Raw genomic sequence first — 25031 nt, forward strand, 5'->3', positions numbered from 1 at the left:
AGTGCCTCAACGATAGGGCGATGGGGGCGAGGCGACAAGCGAGGGCGCGTGATGGCGCATCCAGTCATCTACTGCGGCGATTTCGGCGGCGGACATGTAGAGCCCGAGCTTGGTGCGGCGCCAGAGCACATCTTCGGCGGTGCATGCGAATTCTTCCCGCACGAGATAGCGCAGCTCGGCCTCTGTAAGCCCATGGCCGAAGTCGTCTCCGAGATCATCAAAGGTCACTGCGCCCTCAAGGATCATCTTTGCGTTGCGGCCATAGAGGTGGATCAAGCGGTCCGCGAGGTCGGGCGTTAGGAAGGGGAATTCGGCTGTGAGGGCCATCACTTCCTCAGACGCGTTGCCGTAAGTAAAGGCACCCGGCAGTGGCGCGCCCGCCGTCCACGGGCCTTCGCCTGTCACATGGTCGGAGAGTTTCTCAAGCGCCGCCTCGGCGAGTTTGCGATATGTCGTGATCTTCCCGCCGAACACGTTGAGCAGAGGTGCGCCATTTTCGTCGAGCGACAACACGTATTCCCGCGTCGCGGCCGTGGCCGAACTCGCCCCGTCTTCATAGAGCGGGCGCACGCCGGAGAAGGAGTGCAGAATGTCTGCCTCTGTGAGCGGCGTCTTCAGGTATTGATTTGCGAAGTTCAGGAGGTAGCTCTTCTCTTCCGGCGTGGCATGCGCCTCCAAAGGGTCGCTTTCATGCGCGCCCTCCGTTGTCCCGATCATCGTCAGGTCTTTCTGATAGGGCAGGAAGAAGATGATCCGCCCATCGGTGCCTTGTAGGAAGTAGGCCTTGTTATGCTCCGCGAGGCGTTTCACGATGATGTGGGAGCCGCGCACGAGGCGCACGGACTCCTTGGAGTTCATCCCGACAACGCCCGTGATGATATCGGCGACCCACGGCCCGCCGGCGTTTACCAAGGCCTTTGCGTAGAACGTGCCCTTGCCTGCGACCTCGATCACCCATTGGTCTCCGTCGCGTCGCGCAAAGGTCACCTTTGCACCCGTCATGATCTGCGCCCCATGCGCACGGGCGTCCATCGCGTTCAGGATCACAAGGCGTGCATCATCCACCCAGACGTCGGAATATTCGAACGCGCGTCTGAACCCCTCTTTGAGCGGTGCGCCTTCCGGTCGTCCCTTGAGATCATAGCCCGTCGTGCCAGGGAGGATCTTCCGTTTGCCGAGTGTATCATACATCCACAGCCCGATCCGGATGATCCAGCCGGGGCGCTGCCCCTTCAGCCAAGGCATCGTGTAGCGGAGGAGTTTCGAGATCGGCGTGTCCGCCTCAAATCGCATGTCTTTCGAAATCGGCAGGATAAACCGCATGGGAAAGGCGATATGCGGCATGGCTTGGAGCAGCACTTCGCGTTCTTCGAGCGCCTCACGCACCAGTCGAAACTCGCCGAATTCGAGATAGCGCAGCCCGCCGTGGAAGAGCTTGGAGGACGCAGACGATGTGGCCTGCGCCAGATCGCCCATTTCCGCCAAAGCGACCTTAATCCCGCGTCCTGCGGCGTCGCGCGCAATGCCGCATCCGTTGACCCCGCCGCCAATAATAAAGAGATCGTAGACAGTGTCTGCGCGGGTGGTCGGGGAGTCGATGTCGTGAGGCATTTCTGGCTTTGTCCTAAGTTTTAGAGACCCCCTAAGGCTGTGGCATGACAGCTATTTGTCAAGTGCAGGTTTTTCTTCACAATCTTTGTGCGCACTTGCCATTTCTCTATGGATGGGGGACTCTGCCACAAATCCCATCAAGAAGGTAGCCGCATGAAATTCTTTCCCATGTTCCTCCGGATGCAGGACCGCGATGTGCTCATTGTCGGTGGAGGCGAAACAGCGGCGCAGAAGGCGCGGTTGATGCTCAAATCCGAAGCGCGCCTGACCTTTGTGGCGCCGGAGTTGGATATCGAGCTGGAGGCCTTGGTGCATGAGGGGAAGGCTTTTCATGTGTCCGGCGCGATCACGCCCGAAACCTTCAGGGACGCGCAACTCGTCTTTATCGGCACTGGTTGTCCGGGGATTGATGCCTGTCTGCATGATCTCGCCAAACTCGGCGGGGCGCTCGTGAATGTCGTCGACCAACCGCATCTCTGTGAGGCGACGACGCCCTCTATTGTGGACCGTGATCCGCTCGTAGTCGCAATTGGCACCGAAGGGGCAGCCCCCGTTCTGGCCCGTCAGGTAAAAACACGGCTGGAGGAAATTCTCGAACCACGCCTTGGCGATCTCGTGGCTTTTGGTGGTCGGATGCGTGAGGCCGTGGCCTTCCGCGTGCCGCGTGAGAAACGGCGCGGGTTCTGGCGGTGGGTCTATACGGACGCGCCGCGCAAGCTCTACGCGCGAGGCGCAGAGCGCGAGGCGATGGAACAGATCAAGGCCGCGATTGAGGCGGGCGGTGCGCCGTCAGATAAGGGCGCGGGGCAGGTGAGCCTCTTGCCCGTGTCTGCGACCGATCCGGACCTTCTGACCCTGCGCGCCGTGCAGCGGCTTCAAGAGGCCGATCTGGTGGTTTGTGCGGACCCGTCCTTCGCGCCGATGTTGGAACTTGCCCGCCGTGATGCGGAAAGGGTGATCGTTGGACAGGATCACGGCACAGAGGACTGGTTGCTGTCGGATCAGCGGAATGTCGTTCTGGAAGACTTCGAGAAAGGCGCGCGGGTTGTCTGGCTCGTCGCGCGGCGCGATGCGGAACGGGCGGCGCTCGGGCTGCCGGATGATGTCGAACGTGTGCCTGCGGTCAGGGTATAGGAGAGAGATATGAGCGATTTGGAACATCGGATTGCCGTCGCGCGCGGCGAAGCGCCTGCAGATATCGTGCTCAAGAACGGGATGATCTTCGACCTGATGACGGGCGAACTCATTGCGGGCGATGTGGCAATTGTCGGCGACCGGATCGCGGGTGTGTTCGAGAGTTATGAGGGCAAGCGCGAGATCGACGTCACTGGCAAAATTCTCGTCCCCGGATTCATCGACACGCATTTGCACATCGAAAGCTCTCTGGTTACGCCGTTTGAATTTGACCGCTGCGTCCTTCCGCGTGGGGTGACGACGGCGATCTGTGATCCGCACGAAATCGGCAACGTCATTGGCGCGGCAGGTATCAGGTATTTCCAAGAAGCGTCGCAGCACACACTCATGGATATCAAGGTGCAGCTTAGCTCCTGCGTGCCCTCCACCCATATGGAGACCTCAGGCGCGGAGTTGCTCGCAGAGGACCTCGCAGAGTTGATGGGGCATCCGTCCGGTATCGGCCTCGCGGAATTCATGAACTATCCGGGGGTGATCTATCGAGACCCCGAAGCGATGAAGAAAATCCGCCTCTATGAGGACGCCCATATCGACGGCCATTGCCCGCAGCTCTCAGGACGCGATCTCAATGCCTATATCTCCGCCGGTATCCGGACAGAGCATGAGGCCACGACCGTCGAAGAGGCGCGTGAGAAGCTTCGCAAGGGGATGCGGGTGCTGATCCGTGAGGGGTCGGTGTCGAAGGATACGCACGCGCTGCAACCGCTGCTCACGCATTTCACCGCGCCGTATATGTGCCTGTGCACCGACGACCGGAACCCGCTCGACATCGGGGAATATGGCCATCTCGATTACGTCATCCGGACGCTCATCGAGTTGGGTAGTCCTGCGCTGGCCGTCTACCGCGCTGCCACTTTATCGGCGGCAGAGGCTTTTGGTCTCAAAGATCGCGGCATGATCGCGCCGGGGAAACGGGCGGACATTGTGGTGCTCGATAGTCTCGAAAGATGTAATGCCGACATGGTCTTCGCCGGTGGTGTCGAAGTGAATGACGCCGCCTTCGCCGCGCGTGGCCATGTCGCGCCGGTGGGGCGTGGCTCTGTCAAAGCACCGCAGGTGCGCGCCGAGGATTTCCGCACGACCGGCAACCGCGAAGAGGTCGATGTGATCGGCATTCTCGAAGGCAAGATCATCACGGAGCACCTCAAGGAAACCGTGCCGATTGTGGACGGTGACAAGGCCCCCGATCCGGCGCGCGATCTGACACGCATCACGGTGATCGAACGCCACGGCAAGAACGGCAATATCGCGAGCGGGTTTGTGAAGGGGTTTGGCCTAAAGGCGGGCGCGATTGCGTCGACCGTTTGCCATGACCACCACAACATTGCCTGCGTCGGCGTGGACTACGACGACATGGCGCTTGCTGCCAATCGTCTTTCCGAGATCGAGGGCGGGTTCGTTGTGGTGAAAGACGGGGAGGTCCTCGCGGAACTTGCGCTGCCGGTCGCGGGGCTGATGAGCCTTTTGCCGTTCGAGGATGTGCGCGACCAACTTGTCGATTTGCGGGCTGCTGCGCGGACGCTTGGGGTGACTTTGGAAGAGCCGTTCCTGCAACTCGCGTTCCTCGCGCTGCCGGTCATTCCGGCGCTCAAGATCACCGATCGCGGCATGGTCGATGTGACGAAGTTCGAGATCATTTCCTGAATTCGTCGCCGTGTATTTTCGGCGGCGGCTGACTTGTCACAATAAGTGAACTGTTTAGTTCACTTTTGCGCCCTGTGCGCCTTGATCTTGCAGGGGACAGGGCAGATATCAGCGGTGATAGTTCGTTTATTCACGGAGAAACCAAATGAAGTCTCTCATCCTCCCCGCTGCTCTCATGTCGCTCACACTCGCCGCCTGTGCACCGATGGATAAATATCCGGTATCGCAATGCACGACGGCGGATCACTATCCGGTGGCTTGCCAAGACATCCACGAAGGCGACCATCCGCAGGACCTTCACGGCCTCGACGCGCTAATGGTGAATTAAGCGTTTTGAAAGAGGACGTCGGTCGAGAGATGGTCGACACAGGCCTCTGCCGACGAAAAATCGTCTGACGCAGTGTAAGCGGAGGGCGTGGCAATCACACGAAGGCCCGCCCTTTGCGCGGATGTGACGCCATTCTCGCTGTCCTCGAACGCGAGACAGGCGTGTGCCGGTAGGCTCAAACGCAGGAGCGCGAGCAGATAGACATCCGGTGCGGGTTTCTTATTCGCGACCTCGTCCCCTGCGGCGACCACGTCGAACACTTCATTGGCGGGCCGTCCCCAGCCGCATTGGCAGAGCGCATCGACATTCGGGCGGTTTGTCGTCGTCGCAACCGCGAGTTTGAGGCCCCGCGCGCGGGCCACTTCGATCACCTCCCGCACACCGGGCCGGAGGGTCAGGTCGCCGCGTGCGAGGATGTCTGCGTAAGTGCGCGTCTTGGTTTCGTGTAGCGTCGCGATCTCGTTGTCCGTCGGAAGTTCCGCACCGAGCGTCTCGCGATAATGGCGCATCCGCTCCTTGCCGCCCGTGATTTTAAGGAGCGCGGTGTAGGTCTCTCTGTCCCAGTGCCAGCCGAGACCGGCGGCCTCAAACGTCTCGTTAAAGGCGTGTCGATGGGCCTCTTCCGTTTCCGCGAGAGTTCCATCGACATCGAAGATTAAGGCTTTAAGCGTCATGGCACCTCTTCTGTCAATTTGGCGACGTGATCGGGCAGGGCCGCGAAGTCGGAAAAAATGACCGCCGCGCCGAGACTGTCTGCGGGCGCTTTACGATATCCTTCGGTGTAGAGCAGGAACGGAACGCCCGCGTTCTTCGCCGCCTCCGCGTCAATCTCGCTATCCCCGACGAAAAGGCATGGACCGTTTCCAAGTTGCGCAAAACCTTCGGTGAGCATCAGCGGGTCCGGTTTGTGCGTCGCGCAGCTGTCGCCCCCGAGGATCACATCGAAAAATGGCGTGAGACCGAGATGATCGAGAACCACACGGGCAGGGGCCTCCGGTTTGTTGGTCGCGACGCCGAGCGTATGGCCTGCGGCTTTCAGCGCCGAGAGCGCATCCACGACACCCGGATAGGGCTGCGTCAGGTCCACGGCGTTCATGTAGAGCGCGAGAAAGGCCTGATGAAGGCGGGGTATGTCGCTCTGCGAAATGTCGCGCGCGGCACACATTCTCTCGACAAAAACCTTCGCGCCGTTGCCCACAAAACTGCGGGCCTGCGTGAGGGACAGAGGCTCCTTGCCCTCGATTTCGAGCAGGCGGTTGGCCATGGCGTGAATGTCGGGTGCGCTGTCGATCAGCGTGCCGTCGAGGTCGAAGAGTATCTGGGGCATGGAGGGTCCTATGCGTCGTAATCGGTGCGTTATGCGGCAATCCGTGCGCCTTCTGCAGCGCGTCGGATTGCGGCGATATTCTCACCATAGACCTCGGGTTTGTCCACCGACCCGCCTCGGAAAACAGCAGACCCAGCCACAAGCACATCTGCCCCCGCATCGACAACAAGCGGGGCCGTAGTCGGGTCCACGCCGCCGTCGATTTCAATATGGATTGGGCGGTCTCCGATCATCTCGCGCAGGGTTCTGATCTTTTGCGTCATGTCGATGAACCTCTGCCCGCCGAACCCTGGATTGACCGTCATCACACAGACCAGATCGGTGAGATCGAGCAGGTGCGAAATCGCCTCCGCAGGCGTTGCCGGATTGAGGGCAACACCGGCCTTCATTCCCGCGCCGCGGATGGCCTGTAGCGTGCGGTGGATGTGCGGACCAGCCTCCTGATGGGCGGTGAGGATATCTGCGCCTGCCTCCGCATAGGCGTCGATATAGGGATCGACCGGCGTGATCATCAGGTGGACATCCATCACCGTGTTGACATGCGGGCGGAACGCTTTGACGGCAGGCGGGCCGAAGGTCAGGTTCGGGACAAAGTGCCCGTCCATGACGTCCACATGTACCCAGTCCGCACCTTGGGCTTCGATGGCCTGAATCTCCTGCCCGAAGTTGGCGAAATCGGCGGAGAGGATGGAGGGGGCGATTTTAACGTGGCGGGAAAAGGTCATTCTGCGGCTTCCTTTTGGAGAGGACGGTCAACGTCGAGACCTCCGGAGTAGACACGGCTGGCCCGCAAATCGGCCTCTGTGATGGTCGAAAGGGCTTTGGCGTCGAGCGGGCCTTTTGCCTCAGAGAACAGACGATTGGCCTGACGCAGGCGCGCGCGATCGAGGGCGTTGCGGATTGAGCGGGCGTTCGCGAAATGCGGCTGTGTGCGACGCAGGCCGATGTATTCGGCCATCGCGGTTTCTGCGGCGGCGTCGAATTCGTAGTTCTGCTCGGACAACATGAGCTCCGAAATCCGCAGTAACTCGTCATCCGTATAATCTGGAAAGTCGATGTGGTGGGCAATGCGGGAGCGAAAGCCGGGGTTGGCGGAGAAAAACCTGTCCATCCGGTCCGCGTATCCGGCCATGATCACCACGAGATCGTCGCGGTTGTTTTCCATGACTTGTAGCAGGATTTCGATGGCTTCCTGTCCATAGTCGCGTTCGTTGTCGGGTTTATAGAGATAGTAGGCCTCATCAATAAAGAGCACGCCGCCCATGGCTTTCTTGAGCACGTCTTTCGTTTTGGGCGCTGTGTGGCCGATGTATTGCCCGACGAGGTCGTCGCGCGTGACCGACACGAGATGCCCTTTGCGCACATAGCCAAGGCGGTGCAGAAGGCCCGCCATCATCCGCGCGACCGTGGTTTTGCCCGTGCCGGGATTGCCGGTGAAGGACATGTGCAGGGTCGGGGTTTCCGTCGAAAGCCCCATATCCCGCCGCGCCTTGTCCACGAGGAGGAGCGCCGCCGTCTCCCGAATGCGTTGTTTGACGGGGGCGAGGCCGATCAACTCCTCGTCCAATTCGCGCAGGACCTCCGCGACACCGGAGGCTTCGTATTCCGCCGCCAGATCGATGTGGGTTGGCCGATTGGTTTCCTCTTCGTGCATCGTGACCTCCGCGAGACTTTAGTGAGGGGAAGGGTGCATGGCGCGATTGAGGGTGCGCGCCATGCGGGGGGAGGATTAACGGCAGTCCCAGGCGTATTTCTGGGAGCGGCCTTCGAAATCCGTGCGTTGCATGTGGATTTTCGGTTCCTCGGAGGGGCGGTTCACAATGAAGGACATCTGCACCGTCTCGAACCCGCGCGTGTCGTCAAACGCCTGAATGCGGATGTAGGCGTCGGGATGCGCTTTGCGGCACTCGTCGAGCTCCATCATCGCGCCCTTGGCATCCCGCAGGTCGAACATGGGGTGGCCCCACATCTCCCAATAGGTGTTCCGCGGGTGCGGATCGTAGGTGTACTCGAGGCTCACGGCCCAACCCTTGTCGAGGATGTATTGCACCTGCGCGGTGATCTGGACGTCGTCGAGATCGGGCAGGAAGGAAAAGCAACCTTGGGTGATACGCATGATCTGTCTCCTTACATCGCAGGCGTTGCCGTCGGCACGAAGTCCGAGGTGTCGGTGGAGGTGTAGTTGAAGGTGATGTTGCCCCATGTGTCCAAGGCAGCCTCCAGCGGTTTGCACCACTTGGCGGCGTCGCGGAGGATTTCCGGGCCTTCGTTCTTGATGTCGCGGCCTTCGTTGCGGGCGAGGATCATCGCCTCCAGAGCCACACGGTTTGCCGTCGCACCGGCCTGAATGCCCATCGGGTGCCCGATGGTGCCACCGCCGAACTGAAGCACCACGTCATCGCCGAAAAGGTCGATCAGTTGGTGCATCTGCCCCGCATGGATGCCGCCGGAGGCAACCGGCATGACCTTTTTGATGTCGGCCCAGTCCTGTTCAAAGAAGATCCCGCGCGAGAGATCGATCTCGTTATGAGTCTCGCGGCAGACGTTGTAATAGCCCTGCACGGTGAGCGGATCGCCCTCCAGCTTGCCCACGGCGGTGCCGCAGTGGAGATGGTCCACGCCCGCAAGGCGCAGCCACTTCGCGATGACGCGGAAGGATATGCCGTGGTTTTTCTGGCGGGTGTAGGTGCCATGCCCAGCGCGGTGCATGTGCAGGATCATATCGTTCCGGCGGCACCATTCGGAGATGGACTGGATCGCGGTCCAGCCCACGATCAGATCGACCATAACGATGACGGAGCCGAGCTGTTTGGCGAACTCCGCACGGGCATACATTTCCTCCATCGTGCCCGCCGTGATGTTGAGATAGTGGCCTTTGACCTCGCCCGTCTCGGCCGACGCCTTGTTCACCGCCTCCATGCAGTAGAGGAACCGGTCGCGCCAGTGCATGAAGGGCTGGGAGTTGATGTTCTCGTCATCCTTCATAAAGTCGAGACCACCCTTGAGACCCTCATAGACCACGCGGCCATAGTTCTTGCCGGACAGGCCGAGTTTCGGTTTCGTCGTCGCGCCGAGCAGCGGTTTGCCGAATTTGTCGAGGCGTTCGCGCTCGACCACGAGACCGGTCGGCGGGCCTTTAAAGGTTTTGCAGTAGGCGACAGGGAAGCGCATGTCTTCGAGACGTGCGGCCAGCAGCGGTTTGAACGAAAACACGTTCCCGATGATTGACGCCGTGAGGTTCGCGATGGAGCCTTCTTCGAACAGGATCAGATCGTAGGCGACATAGGCGAAATACTGGCCCGGCTGTGCGGGCACTGGTTCGACTTTGTAGGCCTTCGCGCGATACTGGTCGCAGGCGGTGAGGCGGTCGGTCCAGACCACGGTCCACGTCGCGGTGGAGCTTTCGCCCGCGACAGCCGCCGCCGCCTCAATCGGGTCAACGCCGTCCTGCGGGGTGATGCGGAAGAGGGCGAGGACATCGGTGTCCTTCGGGACGTAATCGCCATCCCAATAGCCCATCTGGGCGTATTTCAGGACACCTGCGGAATAGCGTTTTTTCTTATCGGTGATCTCGGTGGATTTGCTCATGTCATTCATTTGGAAACCTCCTCTCGTTTCCGGATTAAGCGGCCTGATTGGCGGCAAGTTGGGGGTCAAGCGCGCCGGATGCGTAGCGCTTGGCCATGTCGTCCATTGAGACGGGGGTGATCTTTCCGGCCTGTCCGGCGGTGCCGAAGCGTTCGAACCGGTCGCGGCAGAGCGCCTCTAACTCGTTCATCGCGGGGATCATGAATTTGCGCGGGTCAAATTCCTGCGGATTGTCCATTGCGACCTTGCGGAACTGGCCCGTCATCGCCATGCGGCAGTCCGTGTCGATGTTGACCTTACGTACCCCCATGCGGATGCCTTTTTCGATCTCCTCGACGGGGACGCCGTAGGTCTGGGGCATCTCTCCGCCATGCGCGTTGATCAGGTCCTGAAGCTCTTGCGGCACCGACGAAGACCCATGCATCACGAGATGCGTGTTCGGCAGTTTTGCGTGGATTGCGGCGATGGTGGCCATCGACAGGATGTCGCCATCGGGTTTGCGGGTGAATTTGTAGGCGCCGTGCGAGGTGCCACAGGCAATCGCGAGTGCGTCGCATTTGGTGCGGCGGACGAAATCCACGGCCTCGTCTGGATCGGTGAGGAGCTGGTCGTGAGAGAGCTTGCCCTCCGCGCCCGATCCGTCCTCGGCGGCTGCTTCCCCCGTCTCCAGGGAGCCGAGCACGCCAAGCTCCCCTTCGACGGAGGCACCGACTGCGTGCGCGGCCCGTGTCACGCGAGCGGTGATCTCGATGTTGTAATCATAGCTGGAGGGCGTCTTCATATCCTCTTCGAGCGAGCCGTCCATCATCACGGACGTGAACCCGTGACGGATTGCGGAGAGGCAAGTCGCGTCATTGTTGCCGTGGTCCTGATGGAGCACGATATGGTTGCGCGGAAACATCTCGGAGAGTGCTTCGACCATGTGCCGGAGCATGATGTCGCCCGCATAGGACCGTGCGCCGCGCGAGGCCTGCAGGATCACAGGCGCGTCGCAGGCCGAGGCCGCGCGCATGATGGCAAGCCCTTGTTCCATGTTGTTAATGTTGAACGCAGGCACGCCGTAGCCACGGTCCGCTGCGTGATCGAGAAGTTGTCTCAGGGTGATCAGGGCCATTGTCGGGTCCTCCGGTAAATGTCAGTGGATCAGGGTGCCCATGGCGACGGCGGTGTCGGCCATGCGGTTGGAAAAGCCCCATTCGTTGTCGTACCAGCTCAGGATGCGGACCATCCGGCCCTCCATCACCTTGGTCTGGTCCATGTGAAAGACGGAGCTGCGCGGGTCGTGGTTGAAGTCCACGGAGACATTCGCACGGTCGGTATAGCCGAGGATGCCGCGCAGAGTGCCGTTGGCGGCGTTGCGAATGGCCTCGTTGATCTCTTCGACCGTGGTGTCGCGGCTGGCCTCGAACACGAGATCGACGACCGACACATTCGGCGTCGGCACCCGGATCGCGACACCATCGAGACGTCCGTTGAGTTCCGGCAGGACAAGGCCCACCGCCTTCGCCGCGCCCGTAGACGTCGGGATCATCGACTGTGCCGCAGCACGGGCGCGGTAGAGATCCGAATGCATCGTGTCGAGCGTCGGCTGATCGCCCGTATAGCTGTGGATGGTGGTCATGAACCCTTTCTCGATCCCGACCGCGTCATTGAGGGTTTTCGCAACGGGGGAGAGGCAATTCGTCGTGCAGGACGCGTTCGAGACGATGAGATGCTCGCTCAGCAACTCCCGATGATTGACGCCGAAAACGACCGTCTTGTCGGCGCCTGTCGCGGGTGCAGAGACCAGCACGCGCTTGGACCCGTTCTCCAGATGCAGCGCGGCCTTGTCCCGTGCTGTGAAGATGCCTGTGCATTCGAGGGCGATATCGACGCCCTGCCACGGCAGGTTCGCGGGGTTGCGCTCTGCAGTGACCTCAATCGGGCCGGAGCCGATGTCAATCGCGTTACCCTTGACCGTCACTTCGCGCGGGAAGCGGCCATGCACGCTGTCGAATTGCAGGAGGTGCGCGTTCGTTTCCACGGGGCCGAGATCGTTGATGGCGACGACCTCGATGTCATTGCGGCCCGACTCTGCAATCGCGCGAAGCACATTGCGTCCGATGCGTCCGAACCCGTTGATGGCGACTTTGGTGGTCATACTGTCTGTTCCTTCTCGATGCGGCGTTTGGCCGAGGCGACGATGGCCTCAGGCGTGATGTTGAAATGGCGGTAGAGGTCTTTCGCGGGCGCAGAGGCGCCGAAGCCGGACATGCCGACAAACCCGTCGGAGCGTTCCAGAAACAGATCCCATCCCTGGCGCACGGCGGCCTCGATCCCGATGCGCGGGGCGCAGCCACGAACGGCGGCGCGGTAGTCGGGGGATTGACGCGCGAAGAGTTCGAACGAGGGGGCGGAGATGACGGCGGCGCGCAGTCCTTCGTCCGCGAGCAGTTTGGATGCGGCCATCGCAATCTCGACCTCCGATCCTGTGGCGATCAGAGTCACGTCACGACCGCCTTCCGGCTCATGGACCACATAGGCCCCGCGTGCCGTCAGGTTCTGATCCGTGTGACGTGTCCGAAGCGTCGGGAGCCCCTGACGCGAGAGCACCAAGAGCGTCGGCGTGCCGTCCGAGGTGGCGGCGATTTCCCAGGCCTCGGCGGTCTCAATGGCATCCATGGGACGGATCACCGTGAGGTTCGGCATGGCGCGGAGCGAGGCGATGGTTTCGACCGGTTGGTGCGTCGGGCCGTCTTCGCCGAGACCGATGCTGTCATGCGTCATCACATAGGTCACAGGGACGCTCATCAGCGCCGAGAGACGGATCGCGGGGCGGCAGTAATCGGCGAAGGCGAGGAATGTGCCTCCGTAGGGAATGAACCCGCCGTGAAGCGCAATGCCGTTCATCGCAGCGGCCATGCCGTGTTCACGGATGCCGTAATGGATGTAGTCGCCGGAATAGTCCTCCCGCGTCACGGCACGCATTCCGGAGGTCTTGGTGTTGTTCGATCCCGTCAGGTCCGCCGATCCGCCCACGGTGTTGGGCAGGGTGCCATTGACGATTTCGAGTACCATTTCAGAGGCTTTGCGCGTGGCGACCTTGGGGAGGTCTTGGCTCAGCGTGTATTTGTAGGCCGTGATTGCGGCATTGAGCGCGTCGGCGTCAGGCGCTTCATGCGCGGCGTCGAATTTGGCCGAGAGCGGGTGCTTCGCCTTGCGGGCGAGCCAAGCGGTGCGCGCCTCTGCGCCGCGTCGCGCGATCTGTTGCCATGCGGAGCGAACAGTGTCCGGCACTTCGAAGGCCGCATATCGCCAGTCGAGGGCTTCGCGCGCCGCTGCGATCTCGGTCTCACCCAACGGAGCGCCGTGCACCTTGTGGCTCCCCGCCATCGTCGGTGCGCCTTTGCCAATCACTGTGCGGCAGGCAATCATCGAGGGGCGACTGTCTGCGCGGGCGCGCTCGATCGTCCGCGCGATGGCCTCAGGATCGTGCCCGTCGACGGATTGCACATGCCAGCCGGCGGCCTCGAAGCGTTTGATCTGATCTGTCGAGGTCGACAGGTCAGTGCCCCCGTCGATGGTGATCCCGTTGTCGTCCCAGAAAACGATCATCCGACCGAGGCCCATATGACTCGCGAGATCAATCGCCTCGTGGCTGATGCCCTCCATGAGACAGCCGTCACCAGCAAGCACATAGGTCCAGTGATCCACCAAATCCTTGCCGAACCGCGCGTTCATCATCCGCTCTGCGAGCGCCATCCCAACGGCGGTGGAGATGCCTTGGCCAAGGGGACCTGTGGTGGTCTCGACGCCGAGCGTATGGCCGTATTCCGGATGACCGGGCGTATTCGACCCGAGCTGGCGGAAATTGCGAAGTTGGTCCGCGTTCATATCCGCATAGCCGAGCAAATGATGGATCGCGTAGACGAGCATGGAGCCGTGGCCAGCACTCATCACGAAGCGGTCGCGATCTGGCCATGTCGGGTTCTTCGGATCAATCGTGATGAAGCGATTGAACAGAACCGCCGCCACATCCGCGAGGCCCATCGGCGCGCCGGGATGGCCGGAATTCGCGGCCTCCACAGCGTCCATTGTCAGGACGCGAATGGCATTGGCCATCAGAGTTTCGTCAGCATGAACAGGGGTTTGCAACGTCATGGTAAAGTCCTCAGGCGCGTTTTGAATCGTTGACGAGGCGCAGGATCATCGGTGTGAAAATGAGCTGCATGGCGAGGTCCATCTTGCCGCCGGGGATCACGAGCGAATTGGCGCGGGTCATCCAGCTGCCTTCGATCATCGACATGAGATAGGGAAAATCGATCCCGCGCGGGTTCTTGAAGCGGATCACAACGAGGCTCTCGTCGGCCGTCGGAATCCAGCGTGCGATAAAGGGGTTCGAGGTGTCGACGACAGGGACGCGTTGGAAATTGATGTCGGTTTCCGAGAACTGCGGGCAGATGCAGTGCACATAGGCGTGCATCCGGCGCAGGATCGTGTCGGTGACGGCCTCTGTCGTGTAGCCGCGGCTTTTGCGGTCGCGATGGATTTTCTGGGTCCATTCGAGGTTGATCACCGGCACGACGCCGATTTTCAGATCAGCCTGTGCGGCGAGGTTCACCTCGTCGTTCACAACGGCCCCGTGGAGACCTTCGTAGAACAGGAGGTCAGAGCCTTCATCAAACGGGGCCCAGTCGGTGAAGTGGCCGGGTGCGGTGCCATGACGTTCCGCCTCGATGTCGTCGTGGATGTAGTGCCGGGTTTCGCCTTTGCCGGTCTCGCCATAGGTGCGGAAGACGGCCTCGAGTTTCTCCAACTCATTGGCATCATAGCTGAAATGGCTGAAGGTTTCGTCACCGGCGGCTTTGCGTGCTTCGAGTTCGGCCTTCATCTCGGCGCGATTGTAGCGGTGAAAGGCGTCGCCTTCGATTGAGACGGTCTTGATCCCTTCACGGCGGAAAATCTGGTCGAACGTGGCCTTGACCGTGGTCGTGCCTGCGCCGGAGGAGCCGGTGACGGAGATGATCGGGTGTTTCTTGGACATGGGGTAATCCTGTGTCAGGCGCGGAAGAGGCCGCGGTTGCCGAAGAGGGCGGAGACCTCTTGGTCCGGCAGGTCGTGATAGGTGGCGACGCGTTCAACCTTGGTTTTCGTGCCAAAGACAAAGGGAACGCGGGCGTGGAGATGGTCGGGGGTGATCGTCAGAATGCGGGTCGTGCCGGTGGTGGCCATGCCGCCGGCCTGTTCGACGAGAAAGGCGATGGGGGCACATTCATAGATTAGTCGCAGGCGGCCATGGCGGTAGCCGTCGCGGTCGTCGGACGGGTAGAGAAAGATGCCGCCGCGAGACATGATCCGGTGAGTCTCCGCGACCAGAGATGCCACCCAGCGCATGTTGAAATTGCGGCCGCGGGGGCCTTGGTCTCCTGCCAGGCAGTCGTCGATATAGGCGCGGACGGGTTTGGACCAGTGGCGATAGTTTGACGCGTTGATCGCAAACTCGCTCGCATTTTCCGGAATGGCGGGGGGCTGCGGCGCCTCTTCGAAACAGCCCGTGTCGCGGTCGAGAACGAAATGCCGGACACCATCACCGAAGGTCGCGACGAGAAGGGTTTGCGGCCCGTAGATGAAATAGCCAGAGGCAATGAGGGCGGACCCGTCGCGCAGGAACGTCGCATCGCCGTCGTCGAGCGCGGGCTGGATGCCAAAGATGGTGCCGATGGAGACGTTTACGTCGATGTTCGATGAGCCGTCGAGCGGGTCAATGGCGAGAGCAAGCGCGCCGCCACGGTCGATCTCGACAACTGTTTCCTTTTCCTCGGACGCATACCAGCGGATGCCGGTGCCCTTCAGAGCGGTCGCAAAGGCGTCATCGGCGATCACGTCGAGCGCTTTTTGCGTGTCGCCATCGGTGTTCGCCCCGACCTCAGCACCGAGCCCGCCGCCGAGCGGTCCGTGGGCAATGGTGCGGCTCAGATCAGCCGCAACGTGACAGAGTGCGTCGAGCACTTTCGTCAGAGATGCAGGGATCTCGCCATGTATTGTGTGCATGTTGTGCGGCATCGGAGAGGCCTCCCTTCCTCGTCCAGGTCGGCTTCACCATTCGCGAATTGCGAGAATAAAAAAATTTAAAAATTTGGATAGAAGTGTAAATTAAATTTATGAAACGACTCGATTACATCACACTCAAACAACTCAAGACTCTCCAAACCGTCGTGCAGGCCGGCAATATTTCTGCGGCTGCGGAATTGCTCGGACTTACGGGACCTGCGGTACATAGTCAGTTGAAATCTCTTGAAGAAACGATTGGCTCCACTTTGCTCGACCGGCACGGGCGCGCGCGGAATGTGGTGACGCCGCAGGGGCAAATCCTGCTCGACGCCTGGGTGGAGATGCGCGCGACGCTTGAGCGCGCGATCACGAATATCAACGCAATTGATCAGGGCAAATCGGGCAGTGTGGTGCTCGGGGTTGTGTCGACCGGTAAGTATTTTGCCCCCAGAATCGTCGCGCTGTGCCGCAAGGTCTTCCCCGATATCGACGTCTCCCTGAGAATCGCGAACCGCCGCGACACGATCATTGGTCTCGAGAAAGGGGCCTTTGATCTCTGCATCATGGGCCGACCTCCGAGAGCGCCACTCACGGACGAGGTCATCTTGGGCCCGCACCCACATATTGTGATCGCCAGCGCGGACCACGAATTGGCGCATGGCGGCAAGGTCCCTCGTGAGGCGCTCATGAGCGAGACGTTTGTGATGCGTGAGCAGGGGTCGGGCACACGTATCCTCGCCGCGCGCTTTCTCGACGAGATCGGCCACGGCCATCAGGCGGCAACCGTCGAGATGGACAGCAACGAGACGATCAAACAGGCGGTTCTGAACGGGCTGGGCCTTGCCATGATTTCGGCCCACACAGTCGCGGAGGAATTGGCGAGCGGGCGGCTCGTGGCGCTCGACATCGACGGATTGCCGATTGACCGGACGTGGTATCTCTTGTCGCCGAAGGATCACCCGCTCACTCCAGCGTCCGAGCGCATTCGCGATTGGCTCGTGACGCATCGTGAGGATTATTTTCCGAAAGTCTGAAAAGCGGCATCGTTTGGCGCGAATGCTTGGCAATTCGGTCGAGACGGACTATGTGCCTGCGGCATGACGGATCAACTCACACAGGCTGCACGTCTCTCGGTCGCTCCGATGATGGATTGGACGGATCGGCATTGCCGGTATTTCCATCGTCTGATGTCGCATGAGGCGTTGCTCTATACCGAAATGGTGACGGCTCCCGCGCTTGTGCGTGGCGGGGCTTTGCATCTGCTCGACTTCTCGTCGGAGGAGCATCCGGTGGCGCTTCAATTGGGCGGTTCCGAGCCGGAGGAACTCAAAGAGGCGACCAAGCTTTGCGTGGCGCATGGCTATGACGAGGTGAACCTCAATGTCGGCTGCCCCTCTGATCGCGTTCAGTCTGGTGCGTTTGGCGCTGTCCTGATGAAGTCCCCCGATCTCGTGGCAGAGTGCGTCGCGAAGATGATGGAGGGCGCGGGGGATGTGCCCGTCACCGTGAAATGTCGGATCGGTGTGGACGATCAAACGCCCGAAGAGGTGTTGCCCGCGTTTCTCGAAAAGATGCAATCGGTTGGCGTGACACGGATCACAGTGCATGCGCGCAAAGCGTGGCTGCAGGGCCTGTCTCCTAAAGAAAACCGCGATATTCCGCCGCTCGATTATCCGCTCGTGCATCAAATGAAAGAGGCGTTCCCCGCGCTGCACCTGTCTATCAATGGCGGGATTGCCGATCTTTCGACTGTTGAGCAGGAGTTGGAGGTCATGGACGGTGTGATGGTCGGACGCGCCGCGTATCATCAGCCCTATGACATTCTCGGCCACGCGGATCAGACGATCTACGGGTCTGACCGCGCGCCTTTGAGCCGTCACGACGTGGCGCTGGCGATGGAGGACTATATCGGTCGTCACGTTGCTGCAGGTGGCAAGCTCGCGCAGGTGACGCGGCATATGCTCGGGCTGTTTGCGGGCCAACCTGGGGCGCGGCGCTGGAAGCGCGTGTTGTCAGAGGGTGCCCATAAAGAGGGCGCGGATTTTGCATTGGTGCGTGAGGCGCTGCCGCGATAAGTGGACCATCAGATCAGATGAAAAAAGAGAGGCGCTGAGGCCTCTCTTTCTACTTTACTCAGCCGCTTTTGGGCCGTGTCCGGTTTCAGGATGTTCCGGCTCGACCTCCATAACGCTTTCGGGCGTCGCGGGCGGTTGCTCCGCCGGTCGCTTGGGCGCCTCTTTCTCTGACGGCTCTGCGGCGCGGTGGGCCTCGTAACCCACAGGCGCCCCCCAGCCCCCATCTCCAGTCGTCCAAACGAACTCGGGGTTCTTCGCGCGTTTCGCTTCACGGCTCAGGCGATAGTCCTCTGCCGTCCGGCTCTGGCGTCCGAACAGCGTCGCAAGGCGCATCGACAGGTGATGTACGATGTCCCAGAACCAGACGCGCAGCGCGAGCATGGCGGGCGTGAAGATCAGTGTCAGAACGGTCGCGATGCCGAGGCCAAAGACCACCGCCGTCGCGAGGTTCGTCCAGAACTGCGCCGTCGGAGAGTTGATCGTATAACCGCCATTGATGAAGTCGAGCGAAAGGCCGAACATCATCGGGGTAAGGCCCGCCATCGTTGTGATCGTAGTCAGGAGCACAGGTCGGATGCGGTCCTCCGCTGTGCGCACGATGGCCTCGATCTTGGGCATATAGCGCGCGTATTCCTGATAGGTGTCGATCAGCACGATGTTGTTGTTCACCACAATCCCCGCGAGCGCGACGATCCCTGTTCCGGTCATGATCATGCCGAAGGTCATATCCATCACCAACAGACCGATCAGCACGCCAGCCGTCGACATGACAACGGCGAGCAGCACCAGAACGGAGTTGTAGAAGCTGTTAAACTGCGCGAGCAGGATGATGAACATGAGCGCGAGGGCGGCGCCGAACGCCTTGCCGAGGAAGGCCCCCGTTTCGCGTTGTTCCTCGTCGTCGCCGGTCCATTCCCACGCGATTCCCTGCGGGAGCGGTTGTTCGGTTTCGAGCCACTCTGTCAGCGTATCAATCCGCTCGGTCGCTGTGATCGTCGTCCCGTCTTCGCGGGTTTCACCAGAGGCCACGCCTGCTTTCACGTCGTAGTAGCGTTTCTGGTCCACACGGTCGATCTGGGCGAGTTTTTCGACAGGTTCGCGGGTGATGAAGTTCGAGAGCGGCACGAGGCCGTCGGAGGTGCGGACCTTGAGCGTGTCGAGCGTCGAGAGTACGCGGTCTTCTTCAGGCAGGCGCACTCGGATTTCAATCTCTTCGTCAGAGCTATCGACACGCATCGTGTCGAGCAGAATGCCCCGCGTCACGAGCTGGATCATCCCGCCCACGGTCGCCACGTTCGCGCCGTAGCGTCCGGCCTTCTCCACATCCACGTCGATCTGCCAGTCGATGCCGGGCAGGGGACGTGTGTCTTCAATGTCGGTGAGGGCTTGAGTGGCGTCGAACTTTGCGCGCACGATTTCGGTGGCCTCTTCTAGGACCGCGAAATCATCTCCTTTGAGACGCAGGTGCACCGGTTTCGCAGACGCCGGACCCATCGCGAGGTTCAAAGTTTCGGTCTGAATGCCAGGCAACTCGGCAAGCTGGGCTTCGATCTGGGCGAGGACGTAGTCGCCGTCATACTCGGGGCGCACGTGCGTGTCTTTGAAGAACAGGAACCCGTCTTTGGTCTCCGTCGGGCGGTCTTCCCACGGGATGAGTTCGACCTGAATTTGCCCGATTGTGTCGCGCGGTGCTGATGTGCCGCCAGTGTTCGCGTTCAGCCCTCCTTCACCCGCAAAGACGAAGGCGTTGTCCACACCAGGCTGGTTGAGCACGATCTCTTCGGCTTCAGCGACGAGTGCGTCTTTTTCGGCGAGCGACAGGTTGCCGCGTGCTTTCACGTAGATGATGGCCTGTTCCGGCTCGGTCGCGGCGAAGAACTCCACACCTTTGTTGTTCGCGCCGTAGTACCCGAAGATCGAGATGACCGAGAAGATCACCGCCCCAATCGCGACCACCGGCATGACCGGATTGCCCGCGATGAAATGGGTGAAGTGGCCGAAGGGCGTGCGTTTATAGCCTGCGTCGACCTTCTTGCGGCTGCGTTCGATCCGTGCCGCGGAGAGCGTGATGCCAGTGAGGGAGGAGCCGACAAGGAACAGGAGGCCGCCCAACATAACAGGCGCGAGGCCTTCTGTCTCCGGCGCCATGAGATAGGCGGGATTCATGAGCTGCATGAGCCCCATGAAGACGAGATAGGCGGACGGCACCACAAGCACGGCGCGCAGCCAGTAGGGGGCCACAGCGCGCAATCCTGCGGACGCTCGGTCAAAGACACGCGCAATCCGGCCAGACACCCCACCCATAACGGGCAGGTAGATCAGGGCCACAATAAGGGACGCAGACAGCACGAAGATGATCGTGACTGGTAGCATCCCCATAAACTCACCCGCGATCCCCGGCCAGAACAGCATCGGCAGGAAGGCACAGAGTGTGGTGGCCGTGGAGGACACGATCGGCCAGAACATGCGCTTCGCGGCTTCGACAAAGGCGGTCATGGGGCCTTCGCCCTCATCCATTTTTCGGTCGGCGTATTCGACCACGACGATGGCGCCGTCGACGAGCATCCCGACTGCGAGGATGAGGCCGAACATCACGATGTTGGAGATCGTAATCCCCATGAGGCCGAGCAGGATGAAACACAGAAGGAACGACGTCGGGATCGCAAAACCCACGAGGAGCGAGGACCGGATGCCGAGGGCGGCGAGCACCACCACCATCACGAGGGCGATAGCGGTAAGAACGGAGCCTTCAAGTTGGCTCACCATGGAAGACACCTGACGCGACTGGTCGTTCGAGGTGCCGACGATGATCGCCTGTTGTAGCGGTTCGGGCCATGTGTCGAACTCGGCCTGCACTTCCTCTTTGACGAGAGCCACGGTGTCGATGATTGGATAGCCTTTGCGTTTGACGACTTGCAGAGCGACGGTCGTCTCGCCGTTAAATCGTGCGGTGCCGAGGCGATCTTCGAACGTCAAACGGATCTCTGCGAGATCGCCGAGGGTGATGACGCGGTCGCCATTCACCTTCACGGGCAGGTTCATCACGTCCGCTTGATCGTCAAAGGAGGCCGGGATTTTGACGGAGAAGGTGCCCTGATCCGTTTCGATTTCGCCCGCTGCAACGAGTTGGTTGTTGGCGGTGACGACGTTTATCAACTCACTCGCGGTGACGTTGTAGCTCTCCAACCGCAGAGGATCGATGATCACTTCTAGCATCTCGTCGCGGTGGCCGGTGAGTGCGGCGTCTAGGACGGGTTCGAGCCCTTCGAGACGGTCCTGCATGCGCTTGGCATAGGATACCAGTGTCCGCTCCGGCACGGGGCCGGTCAGGTTTACGATCAGGATCGGGAACTCCGAAAAGTTCACCTCACTGATCGTGTAGCTGTCCGCGCCCTCGGGGAATTCGGATTGCACCCGACCCATCCTATCGCGCACATCGGCGATGATCTTTGTCTTGTCCCAGCCGAATTCAAACTGAAGCCAGATACCCGCATAGTTCTCCGCCGCCGTCGCCGACATGACATCGAGCCCGTCGAGGTCGGACAGTTCGGTCTCCATCGGTTTGACGAGGAGCTTTTCCGAGTCCTCGGCAGAAATGCCGGGGAAGGGGACAGAGACATAAAGTCCGGGAATTTCGATGTCCGGCTCGCCCTCTTTGGGCAGGCTCACATAGGCATAGGCCCCCGCAATGAGTGTCAGCGCCACGAAGGCGAGGACCATGCGGGCGTGTTCACCCGCCCAATCGACGATGCCTCTCATTGGCCGGACTCCATCGCATTGGCTGCGCTGTGTGGATCGACCAGAACGCCCTCACGGACAAATTCCTGACCAACTGTGATGATGCTGACCGTTTCCGGCAGGCCAGCGACCCAAATGCCTTCGCGTGTATCACGCAGGATGGTCACTGGGGCGAATTCGACGAGGTTGTCGTCCCCCACGAGGCGCAGACCGATCTGGCCCTCGTCATTCAGGGTCAGCGCACTTTGCGGCACGAGGTGGGCGAGGGTGCCCTCTGAGGAGATCGCCATTTCGACCGTCTGACCATCGCGGATCGCGGCATCGGGATTCGGGATTTGGATTTCCACGCGGAAGGTCCGGGTCGCTGTGTCGGCAGAACGTGACAGGAAGGTCACCTGACCGTTCACCGTGTCGCCGGAAATGAGACGCGCCATCGCGGGCGATCCGACAGAGATTTTCCCGACTTCCGTCTCGGGCGCGTAGGCCACGAGTTTGATCGGATCGAGTTGCAGGATCGTGGCACAAGCCGCACCGGCGGACAGAAGAGTGCCCAGTTCTGCTGTGTCGCTTTCGAGCAGGCCGGAGAAGGGGGCTTTGACGGAGAGGTTTTCAATGTCGCGGTCGACTTGCGCCAGAGCGGCGCGCGCGCTCTCGACACCGGCTTCGGCCGTCAGGACTTGGGTCTCGGATGCATAACCGCCCGACGCGAGTTTGCGTGCGTTTGCGAGGGCGACCTCTGCTTCTGCGAGCGCGGCCTGCGCCTGCGCCCGTGTCGCATCGCGGGTGCCGCGGTCGATCTCACAAAGCACGTCACCTGTCGCGACAGTTGCGCCTTTGCGCAGAGGCTCGTTGATGACGCGCCCCGAGGTCTCGGCGGTCACAGTTACGTTGCGCGCGGCTTCTGTCTCTCCACGGAGGATGACCGCGCTGTCGAGGGTTCGGGCGGTAGAGGGCGTGGCCACAACAGAAACAGCGGTTTGCTCGGCTGCGGCTTTCTGCGCGGGCGGTGCGAACCGGTTGTCTTCCGCCTGAACGGTTTCCGTCGCGGCGGTGTCGTCCCCTGTGATCCGGTCGCGCTCGAAAATGAACAGATAGAGCACGACACATACAAGAACGGCGGTGAGAACGGGGATAATACGCATCGGCTGTCTCTTCTGTCTGGGTTCACGATGTCGGGGTGTGCCGACGGCGTTCGTTACGGAGTTAATAGTATTAACATTGTGCTCAACATGGGGAATTCGCCAAAAGATCACAAGGTCGCGATTTAAAAAATAGAATATGTCACCTCAATCGCAACATTACGTCACAGATATAAGAAAACTTCGCGCTCTCGCTGCGGCATTCCGTTTGAGAGACCTCTCTTTCCGGAACCGTGCACCGAGACTTGGCATTCCCGCGTGGATCAGGGTAAGAGGGGTGCGATAGAAATTCTTCAATTATCTCGCGACATCAGCGGGGTCAGGGGCAAAAGTGAGCCAGAGCGATTCCTTTATCGAAGAAGTGACTGAAGAGGTCCGCAGAGATAAATTCTATGCCTTTCTGAAGAAATACGGCTGGATCGGTATTCTGGCCGTCGTGGTTCTCGTCGGTGGGGCGGCGTTCAACGAATACAATAAGGCCAAGAACCGCCAGCAGGCCGAGGCCTTCGGTGATGCAATCTCAGCTGCGCTCGGGGCCGACAATGCGGCTGCGCGGGCTGATGCGCTTGCGACTGTTCCTGCCGAGGGGGATGCGCAAGTGATTGCTGCAATGTTGCGCGCAGGCGAGCTCGAAGCCGCAGGTGATCCGAAAGCCGCGATTGCTGTGCTTGCTCCGCTGACGGCCGACGACATGCTTGATCCTGTGTATCGCGATCTCGCAGTCCTCAAAACGGCGATGATCGGTGCGGCTGACATTGCGCCAGAAGATCGTATTGCGCAACTCGCCGCCATCGCGAGCCCCGGTGCGCCGTATCGTTTGCTCGCAGAAGAACAGATTGCTGCGGCTCAGGCCGAAATGGGGGATGTCGGCGCAGCGATTGAGGGATATCGTGCGTTGTCTCAGGATGTTGCGGCAAGTTCGGCCTTGCGTCGTCGCGCCGCGCAGATGATGGTTGCGCTTGGAGCCGATCCGGCAGCCGAGTAAGAGTAAGCGCAGGGACGACGGAATAAGGGAGAATGCAGGCATGATCGGTCAAGCAGCAAAAGCGGGTCTTTTCACTGCGCTCCTTGTGCTCGCAGGGTGCGCAAACCAAGACACGATTCTCGTTGGCGAGCGGCTTGATTTGCGTGACGGGTCTGTTCTCGGCGGGTCTATCGCCGAAATTCCCGAAAACCGGACCGTCGATATTTCTCTTGGCAATCCAGTGAGCCGCGATGCCTGGACCATGACAGGATCGGGCCGACTGCATAATGCGGGCCACAATGCTTTCACGAGAGATGTGCCCGCGTTGGTCTGGAAATCCCCGATCGGACAAGGCGAAACGCGCAAACTGCGCCTGACCGTGGATCCGGTCGCTGCACAGGGTCTCGTCGTAGCGATGGATGCCGAGGCACGTCTGACGGCAGTTTCCGCCAGTTCGGGCGAGGTGGTGTGGAGCGTTGATCTGACAACCGTGGGTGAAAAGGCTGCGGGCGTTTCCGGTGGTGCTCTGGCGATCTCTGGCGATGTCCTCTACGCGACGAGCGGATTTGGTGATCTTGTTGCACTGGATCTGAAAACAGGTGGTGAACTCTGGCGTCAGCGTCTCAACGCGGTCGGCGCTGCAGGTCTCAATGTTTACGACGGTCTTATTTACGTTGTCGCTGGCGACGGGCAGGTCTGGGCCGTCAATACCTCTGATGGTCGTGTGAAGTGGCAGCTCTCCGGTCCCGAGACAGTTACATCACGCGTCGGGGCGGCGTCTCCGGCCGTGACAGATCGCATTGCCGTGCTTCCGTTTGCCTCCGGCGATATCTACGGTGTTTTCCGCAAGGGCGGTCTGCGTCTGTGGTCAGCATCAATCGCGGGGCAGCGACAGGGCGTCGTTTACGCCAATGTCTCCGATATCACGTCTGATCCGGTGATTGTCGGCAACACGATGTATGTCGGCAACCAAGCGGGGCGCTATGCCGCGTTCGAACTTGAAGGTGGCACACGTCTTTGGACGGCGGACGAGGGCGCCTACAGCCCCGCTTCTGTTGTTGGCGGCTCGCTCTTCATCGTCACGGATCGCAACGAACTCGTTCGCCTGTCCGCGCGCACCGGGGAACGGATTTGGGGCGTGCAACTGCCGCTCTACACCAAGCAACGTGAACGCCAACGCAAAAGCGTCTTTGCCCACTACGGGCCGATTGCCGCGGGTGGCAAAATCTGGGTGGCCTCCAACGACGGATGGCTGCGCGGGTTCGATCCGGCCTCGGGCACGCAGGTCGCGCGCGTTGAATTGCCGAAGGGCGCAGCCTCCGATCCAATTGTCGTCGGCGGCGTCATGTATGTGCTGCTCGAAGACGGCTCTCTCGCTGCATTGCGCTAAATC

The 25031-nt window shown here is 60.7% G+C and carries 21 protein-coding genes; 7 read left to right on the top strand and 14 right to left on the bottom strand.

What is annotated here, in order from left to right; all coding sequences use genetic code 11:
- Positions 1-6: 6 nt before the first annotated feature.
- Complete coding sequence (gene glpD, locus LA304_RS09095; RefSeq protein ID WP_224502829.1) at positions 7-1611, bottom strand: glycerol-3-phosphate dehydrogenase; 1605 nt, start codon at positions 1609-1611, stop codon at positions 7-9.
- 153 nt (positions 1612-1764) lie between these two features.
- On the opposite strand from glpD, the gene LA304_RS09100 reads away from it, so the two are divergent.
- From LA304_RS09100 to LA304_RS09110, 3 genes are all read left to right on the top strand, one after another.
- Entirely contained in the window at positions 1765-2745 is a 981-nt protein-coding gene (locus LA304_RS09100; protein ID WP_224502830.1) for a siroheme synthase, read from the top strand.
- Between the two features lie 9 nt (positions 2746-2754).
- Positions 2755-4449 carry an adenine deaminase gene (gene ade / locus LA304_RS09105; protein WP_224502831.1) on the top strand — a complete coding sequence of 565 codons (1695 nt, stop codon included), beginning with the start codon at positions 2755-2757 and terminating at the stop codon, positions 4447-4449.
- Positions 4450-4594: 145 nt separating this feature from the next.
- The gene (locus LA304_RS09110; RefSeq protein ID WP_224502832.1) at positions 4595-4777 is read left to right on the top strand and encodes a hypothetical protein; all 183 of its coding nucleotides are present in this window, start codon (positions 4595-4597) and stop codon (positions 4775-4777) included.
- Here the strand turns inward: LA304_RS09110 and LA304_RS09115 are convergent.
- The 11 genes from LA304_RS09115 to LA304_RS09165 all read right to left on the bottom strand — a co-directional run bounded on the left by LA304_RS09115 (position 4774) and on the right by LA304_RS09165 (position 15734).
- On the bottom strand, positions 4774-5451 hold the full coding sequence (locus LA304_RS09115) for an HAD-IA family hydrolase (protein ID WP_224502833.1): 678 nt from the start codon (positions 5449-5451) through the stop codon (positions 4774-4776). The two genes, LA304_RS09110 and LA304_RS09115, sit on opposite strands and share 4 nt — an antisense overlap.
- Positions 5448-6104, bottom strand: coding sequence for a phosphoglycolate phosphatase (gph, locus tag LA304_RS09120; protein ID WP_224502834.1), 657 nt, complete (start codon positions 6102-6104; stop codon positions 5448-5450). The genes LA304_RS09115 and gph overlap by 4 nt, the downstream gene beginning before the upstream one ends.
- A 29-nt stretch (positions 6105-6133) precedes the next feature.
- Positions 6134-6829 (bottom strand): ribulose-phosphate 3-epimerase, encoded by a 696-nt coding sequence (gene rpe, locus LA304_RS09125; RefSeq protein WP_224502835.1) that lies wholly within the window; start codon positions 6827-6829, stop codon positions 6134-6136.
- Positions 6826-7758 (bottom strand): CbbX protein, encoded by a 933-nt coding sequence (gene cbbX, locus LA304_RS09130; RefSeq protein ID WP_224502836.1) that lies wholly within the window; start codon positions 7756-7758, stop codon positions 6826-6828. Before cbbX ends, rpe begins: the two co-directional genes overlap by 4 nt.
- Positions 7759-7833: 75 nt before the next feature.
- Positions 7834-8220, bottom strand: coding sequence for a ribulose bisphosphate carboxylase small subunit (locus tag LA304_RS09135; protein WP_224502837.1), 387 nt, complete (start codon positions 8218-8220; stop codon positions 7834-7836).
- Between the two features lie 11 nt (positions 8221-8231).
- Positions 8232-9701, bottom strand: a complete 1470-nt coding sequence (locus LA304_RS09140) for a form I ribulose bisphosphate carboxylase large subunit (protein ID WP_224502838.1) — start codon at positions 9699-9701, stop codon at positions 8232-8234.
- 25 nt (positions 9702-9726) lie between these two features.
- On the bottom strand, positions 9727-10806 hold the full coding sequence (gene fba / locus LA304_RS09145) for a class II fructose-bisphosphate aldolase (protein WP_224502839.1): 1080 nt from the start codon (positions 10804-10806) through the stop codon (positions 9727-9729).
- A 21-nt stretch (positions 10807-10827) separates the two neighbouring features.
- Complete coding sequence (gap, locus tag LA304_RS09150; RefSeq protein ID WP_224502840.1) at positions 10828-11832, bottom strand: type I glyceraldehyde-3-phosphate dehydrogenase; 1005 nt, start codon at positions 11830-11832, stop codon at positions 10828-10830.
- The gene (tkt, locus tag LA304_RS09155) at positions 11829-13832 is read right to left on the bottom strand and encodes a transketolase (protein ID WP_224502841.1); all 2004 of its coding nucleotides are present in this window, start codon (positions 13830-13832) and stop codon (positions 11829-11831) included. The genes gap and tkt overlap by 4 nt, the downstream gene beginning before the upstream one ends.
- Before the next feature lie 10 nt (positions 13833-13842).
- Positions 13843-14715, bottom strand: coding sequence for a phosphoribulokinase (locus tag LA304_RS09160; protein ID WP_224502842.1), 873 nt, complete (start codon positions 14713-14715; stop codon positions 13843-13845).
- Between the two features lie 14 nt (positions 14716-14729).
- Positions 14730-15734 (bottom strand): class 1 fructose-bisphosphatase, encoded by a 1005-nt coding sequence (locus tag LA304_RS09165; RefSeq protein WP_224502843.1) that lies wholly within the window; start codon positions 15732-15734, stop codon positions 14730-14732.
- 98 nt (positions 15735-15832) lie between these two features.
- On the opposite strand from LA304_RS09165, the gene LA304_RS09170 reads away from it, so the two are divergent.
- Together LA304_RS09170 and dusA are read left to right on the top strand one after the other, a co-directional pair.
- Positions 15833-16756, top strand: a complete 924-nt coding sequence (locus LA304_RS09170) for a LysR family transcriptional regulator (protein ID WP_224502844.1) — start codon at positions 15833-15835, stop codon at positions 16754-16756.
- Between the two features lie 63 nt (positions 16757-16819).
- A complete protein-coding gene (gene dusA, locus LA304_RS09175; protein ID WP_224502845.1) occupies positions 16820-17797 on the top strand; it encodes a tRNA dihydrouridine(20/20a) synthase DusA in 978 nt (325 codons plus the stop codon).
- 54 nt (positions 17798-17851) lie between these two features.
- On the opposite strand, the gene LA304_RS09180 is transcribed toward dusA, so the two are convergent.
- Together LA304_RS09180 and LA304_RS09185 are read right to left on the bottom strand one after the other, a co-directional pair.
- Positions 17852-21556 (bottom strand): efflux RND transporter permease subunit, encoded by a 3705-nt coding sequence (locus tag LA304_RS09180; protein WP_224502846.1) that lies wholly within the window; start codon positions 21554-21556, stop codon positions 17852-17854.
- A complete protein-coding gene (locus LA304_RS09185) occupies positions 21553-22677 on the bottom strand; it encodes an efflux RND transporter periplasmic adaptor subunit (RefSeq protein WP_224502847.1) in 1125 nt (374 codons plus the stop codon). The genes LA304_RS09180 and LA304_RS09185 overlap by 4 nt, the downstream gene beginning before the upstream one ends.
- Before the next feature lie 328 nt (positions 22678-23005).
- On the opposite strand from LA304_RS09185, the gene LA304_RS09190 reads away from it, so the two are divergent.
- Both LA304_RS09190 and LA304_RS09195 read left to right on the top strand, forming a co-directional pair.
- Positions 23006-23659: a hypothetical protein gene (locus tag LA304_RS09190; protein ID WP_224502848.1), complete on the top strand. Its 654-nt coding sequence runs from the start codon at positions 23006-23008 to the stop codon at positions 23657-23659.
- A gap of 40 nt (positions 23660-23699) precedes the next feature.
- On the top strand, positions 23700-25028 hold the full coding sequence (locus LA304_RS09195) for a PQQ-like beta-propeller repeat protein (RefSeq protein ID WP_224502849.1): 1329 nt from the start codon (positions 23700-23702) through the stop codon (positions 25026-25028).
- The last annotated feature ends 3 nt before the right edge of the window (positions 25029-25031 follow it).

It is taken from the genome of Celeribacter litoreus (assembly GCF_020165855.1).
Taxonomy (GTDB): Bacteria; Pseudomonadota; Alphaproteobacteria; order Rhodobacterales; family Rhodobacteraceae; genus Celeribacter; species Celeribacter litoreus.

What these genes read in the sequence shown, in the direction of transcription:
- glpD (WP_224502829.1), bottom strand. Translation starts at nt 1,611, where the DNA reads ATGCCTCACGACATCGACTCCCCGACCACCCGCGCAGACACTGTCTAC.
- LA304_RS09100 (WP_224502830.1), top strand. Translation starts at nt 1,765, where the DNA reads ATGAAATTCTTTCCCATGTTCCTCCGGATGCAGGACCGCGATGTGCTC.
- ade (WP_224502831.1), top strand. Translation starts at nt 2,755, where the DNA reads ATGAGCGATTTGGAACATCGGATTGCCGTCGCGCGCGGCGAAGCGCCT.
- LA304_RS09110 (WP_224502832.1), top strand. Translation starts at nt 4,595, where the DNA reads ATGAAGTCTCTCATCCTCCCCGCTGCTCTCATGTCGCTCACACTCGCC.
- LA304_RS09115 (WP_224502833.1), bottom strand. Translation starts at nt 5,451, where the DNA reads ATGACGCTTAAAGCCTTAATCTTCGATGTCGATGGAACTCTCGCGGAA.
- gph (WP_224502834.1), bottom strand. Translation starts at nt 6,104, where the DNA reads ATGCCCCAGATACTCTTCGACCTCGACGGCACGCTGATCGACAGCGCA.
- rpe (WP_224502835.1), bottom strand. Translation starts at nt 6,829, where the DNA reads ATGACCTTTTCCCGCCACGTTAAAATCGCCCCCTCCATCCTCTCCGCC.
- cbbX (WP_224502836.1), bottom strand. Translation starts at nt 7,758, where the DNA reads ATGCACGAAGAGGAAACCAATCGGCCAACCCACATCGATCTGGCGGCG.
- LA304_RS09135 (WP_224502837.1), bottom strand. Translation starts at nt 8,220, where the DNA reads ATGCGTATCACCCAAGGTTGCTTTTCCTTCCTGCCCGATCTCGACGAC.
- LA304_RS09140 (WP_224502838.1), bottom strand. Translation starts at nt 9,701, where the DNA reads ATGAATGACATGAGCAAATCCACCGAGATCACCGATAAGAAAAAACGC.
- fba (WP_224502839.1), bottom strand. Translation starts at nt 10,806, where the DNA reads ATGGCCCTGATCACCCTGAGACAACTTCTCGATCACGCAGCGGACCGT.
- gap (WP_224502840.1), bottom strand. Translation starts at nt 11,832, where the DNA reads ATGACCACCAAAGTCGCCATCAACGGGTTCGGACGCATCGGACGCAAT.
- tkt (WP_224502841.1), bottom strand. Translation starts at nt 13,832, where the DNA reads ATGACGTTGCAAACCCCTGTTCATGCTGACGAAACTCTGATGGCCAAT.
- LA304_RS09160 (WP_224502842.1), bottom strand. Translation starts at nt 14,715, where the DNA reads ATGTCCAAGAAACACCCGATCATCTCCGTCACCGGCTCCTCCGGCGCA.
- LA304_RS09165 (WP_224502843.1), bottom strand. Translation starts at nt 15,734, where the DNA reads ATGCCGCACAACATGCACACAATACATGGCGAGATCCCTGCATCTCTG.
- LA304_RS09170 (WP_224502844.1), top strand. Translation starts at nt 15,833, where the DNA reads ATGAAACGACTCGATTACATCACACTCAAACAACTCAAGACTCTCCAA.
- dusA (WP_224502845.1), top strand. Translation starts at nt 16,820, where the DNA reads ATGACGGATCAACTCACACAGGCTGCACGTCTCTCGGTCGCTCCGATG.
- LA304_RS09180 (WP_224502846.1), bottom strand. Translation starts at nt 21,556, where the DNA reads ATGAGAGGCATCGTCGATTGGGCGGGTGAACACGCCCGCATGGTCCTC.
- LA304_RS09185 (WP_224502847.1), bottom strand. Translation starts at nt 22,677, where the DNA reads ATGCGTATTATCCCCGTTCTCACCGCCGTTCTTGTATGTGTCGTGCTC.
- LA304_RS09195 (WP_224502849.1), top strand. Translation starts at nt 23,700, where the DNA reads ATGATCGGTCAAGCAGCAAAAGCGGGTCTTTTCACTGCGCTCCTTGTG.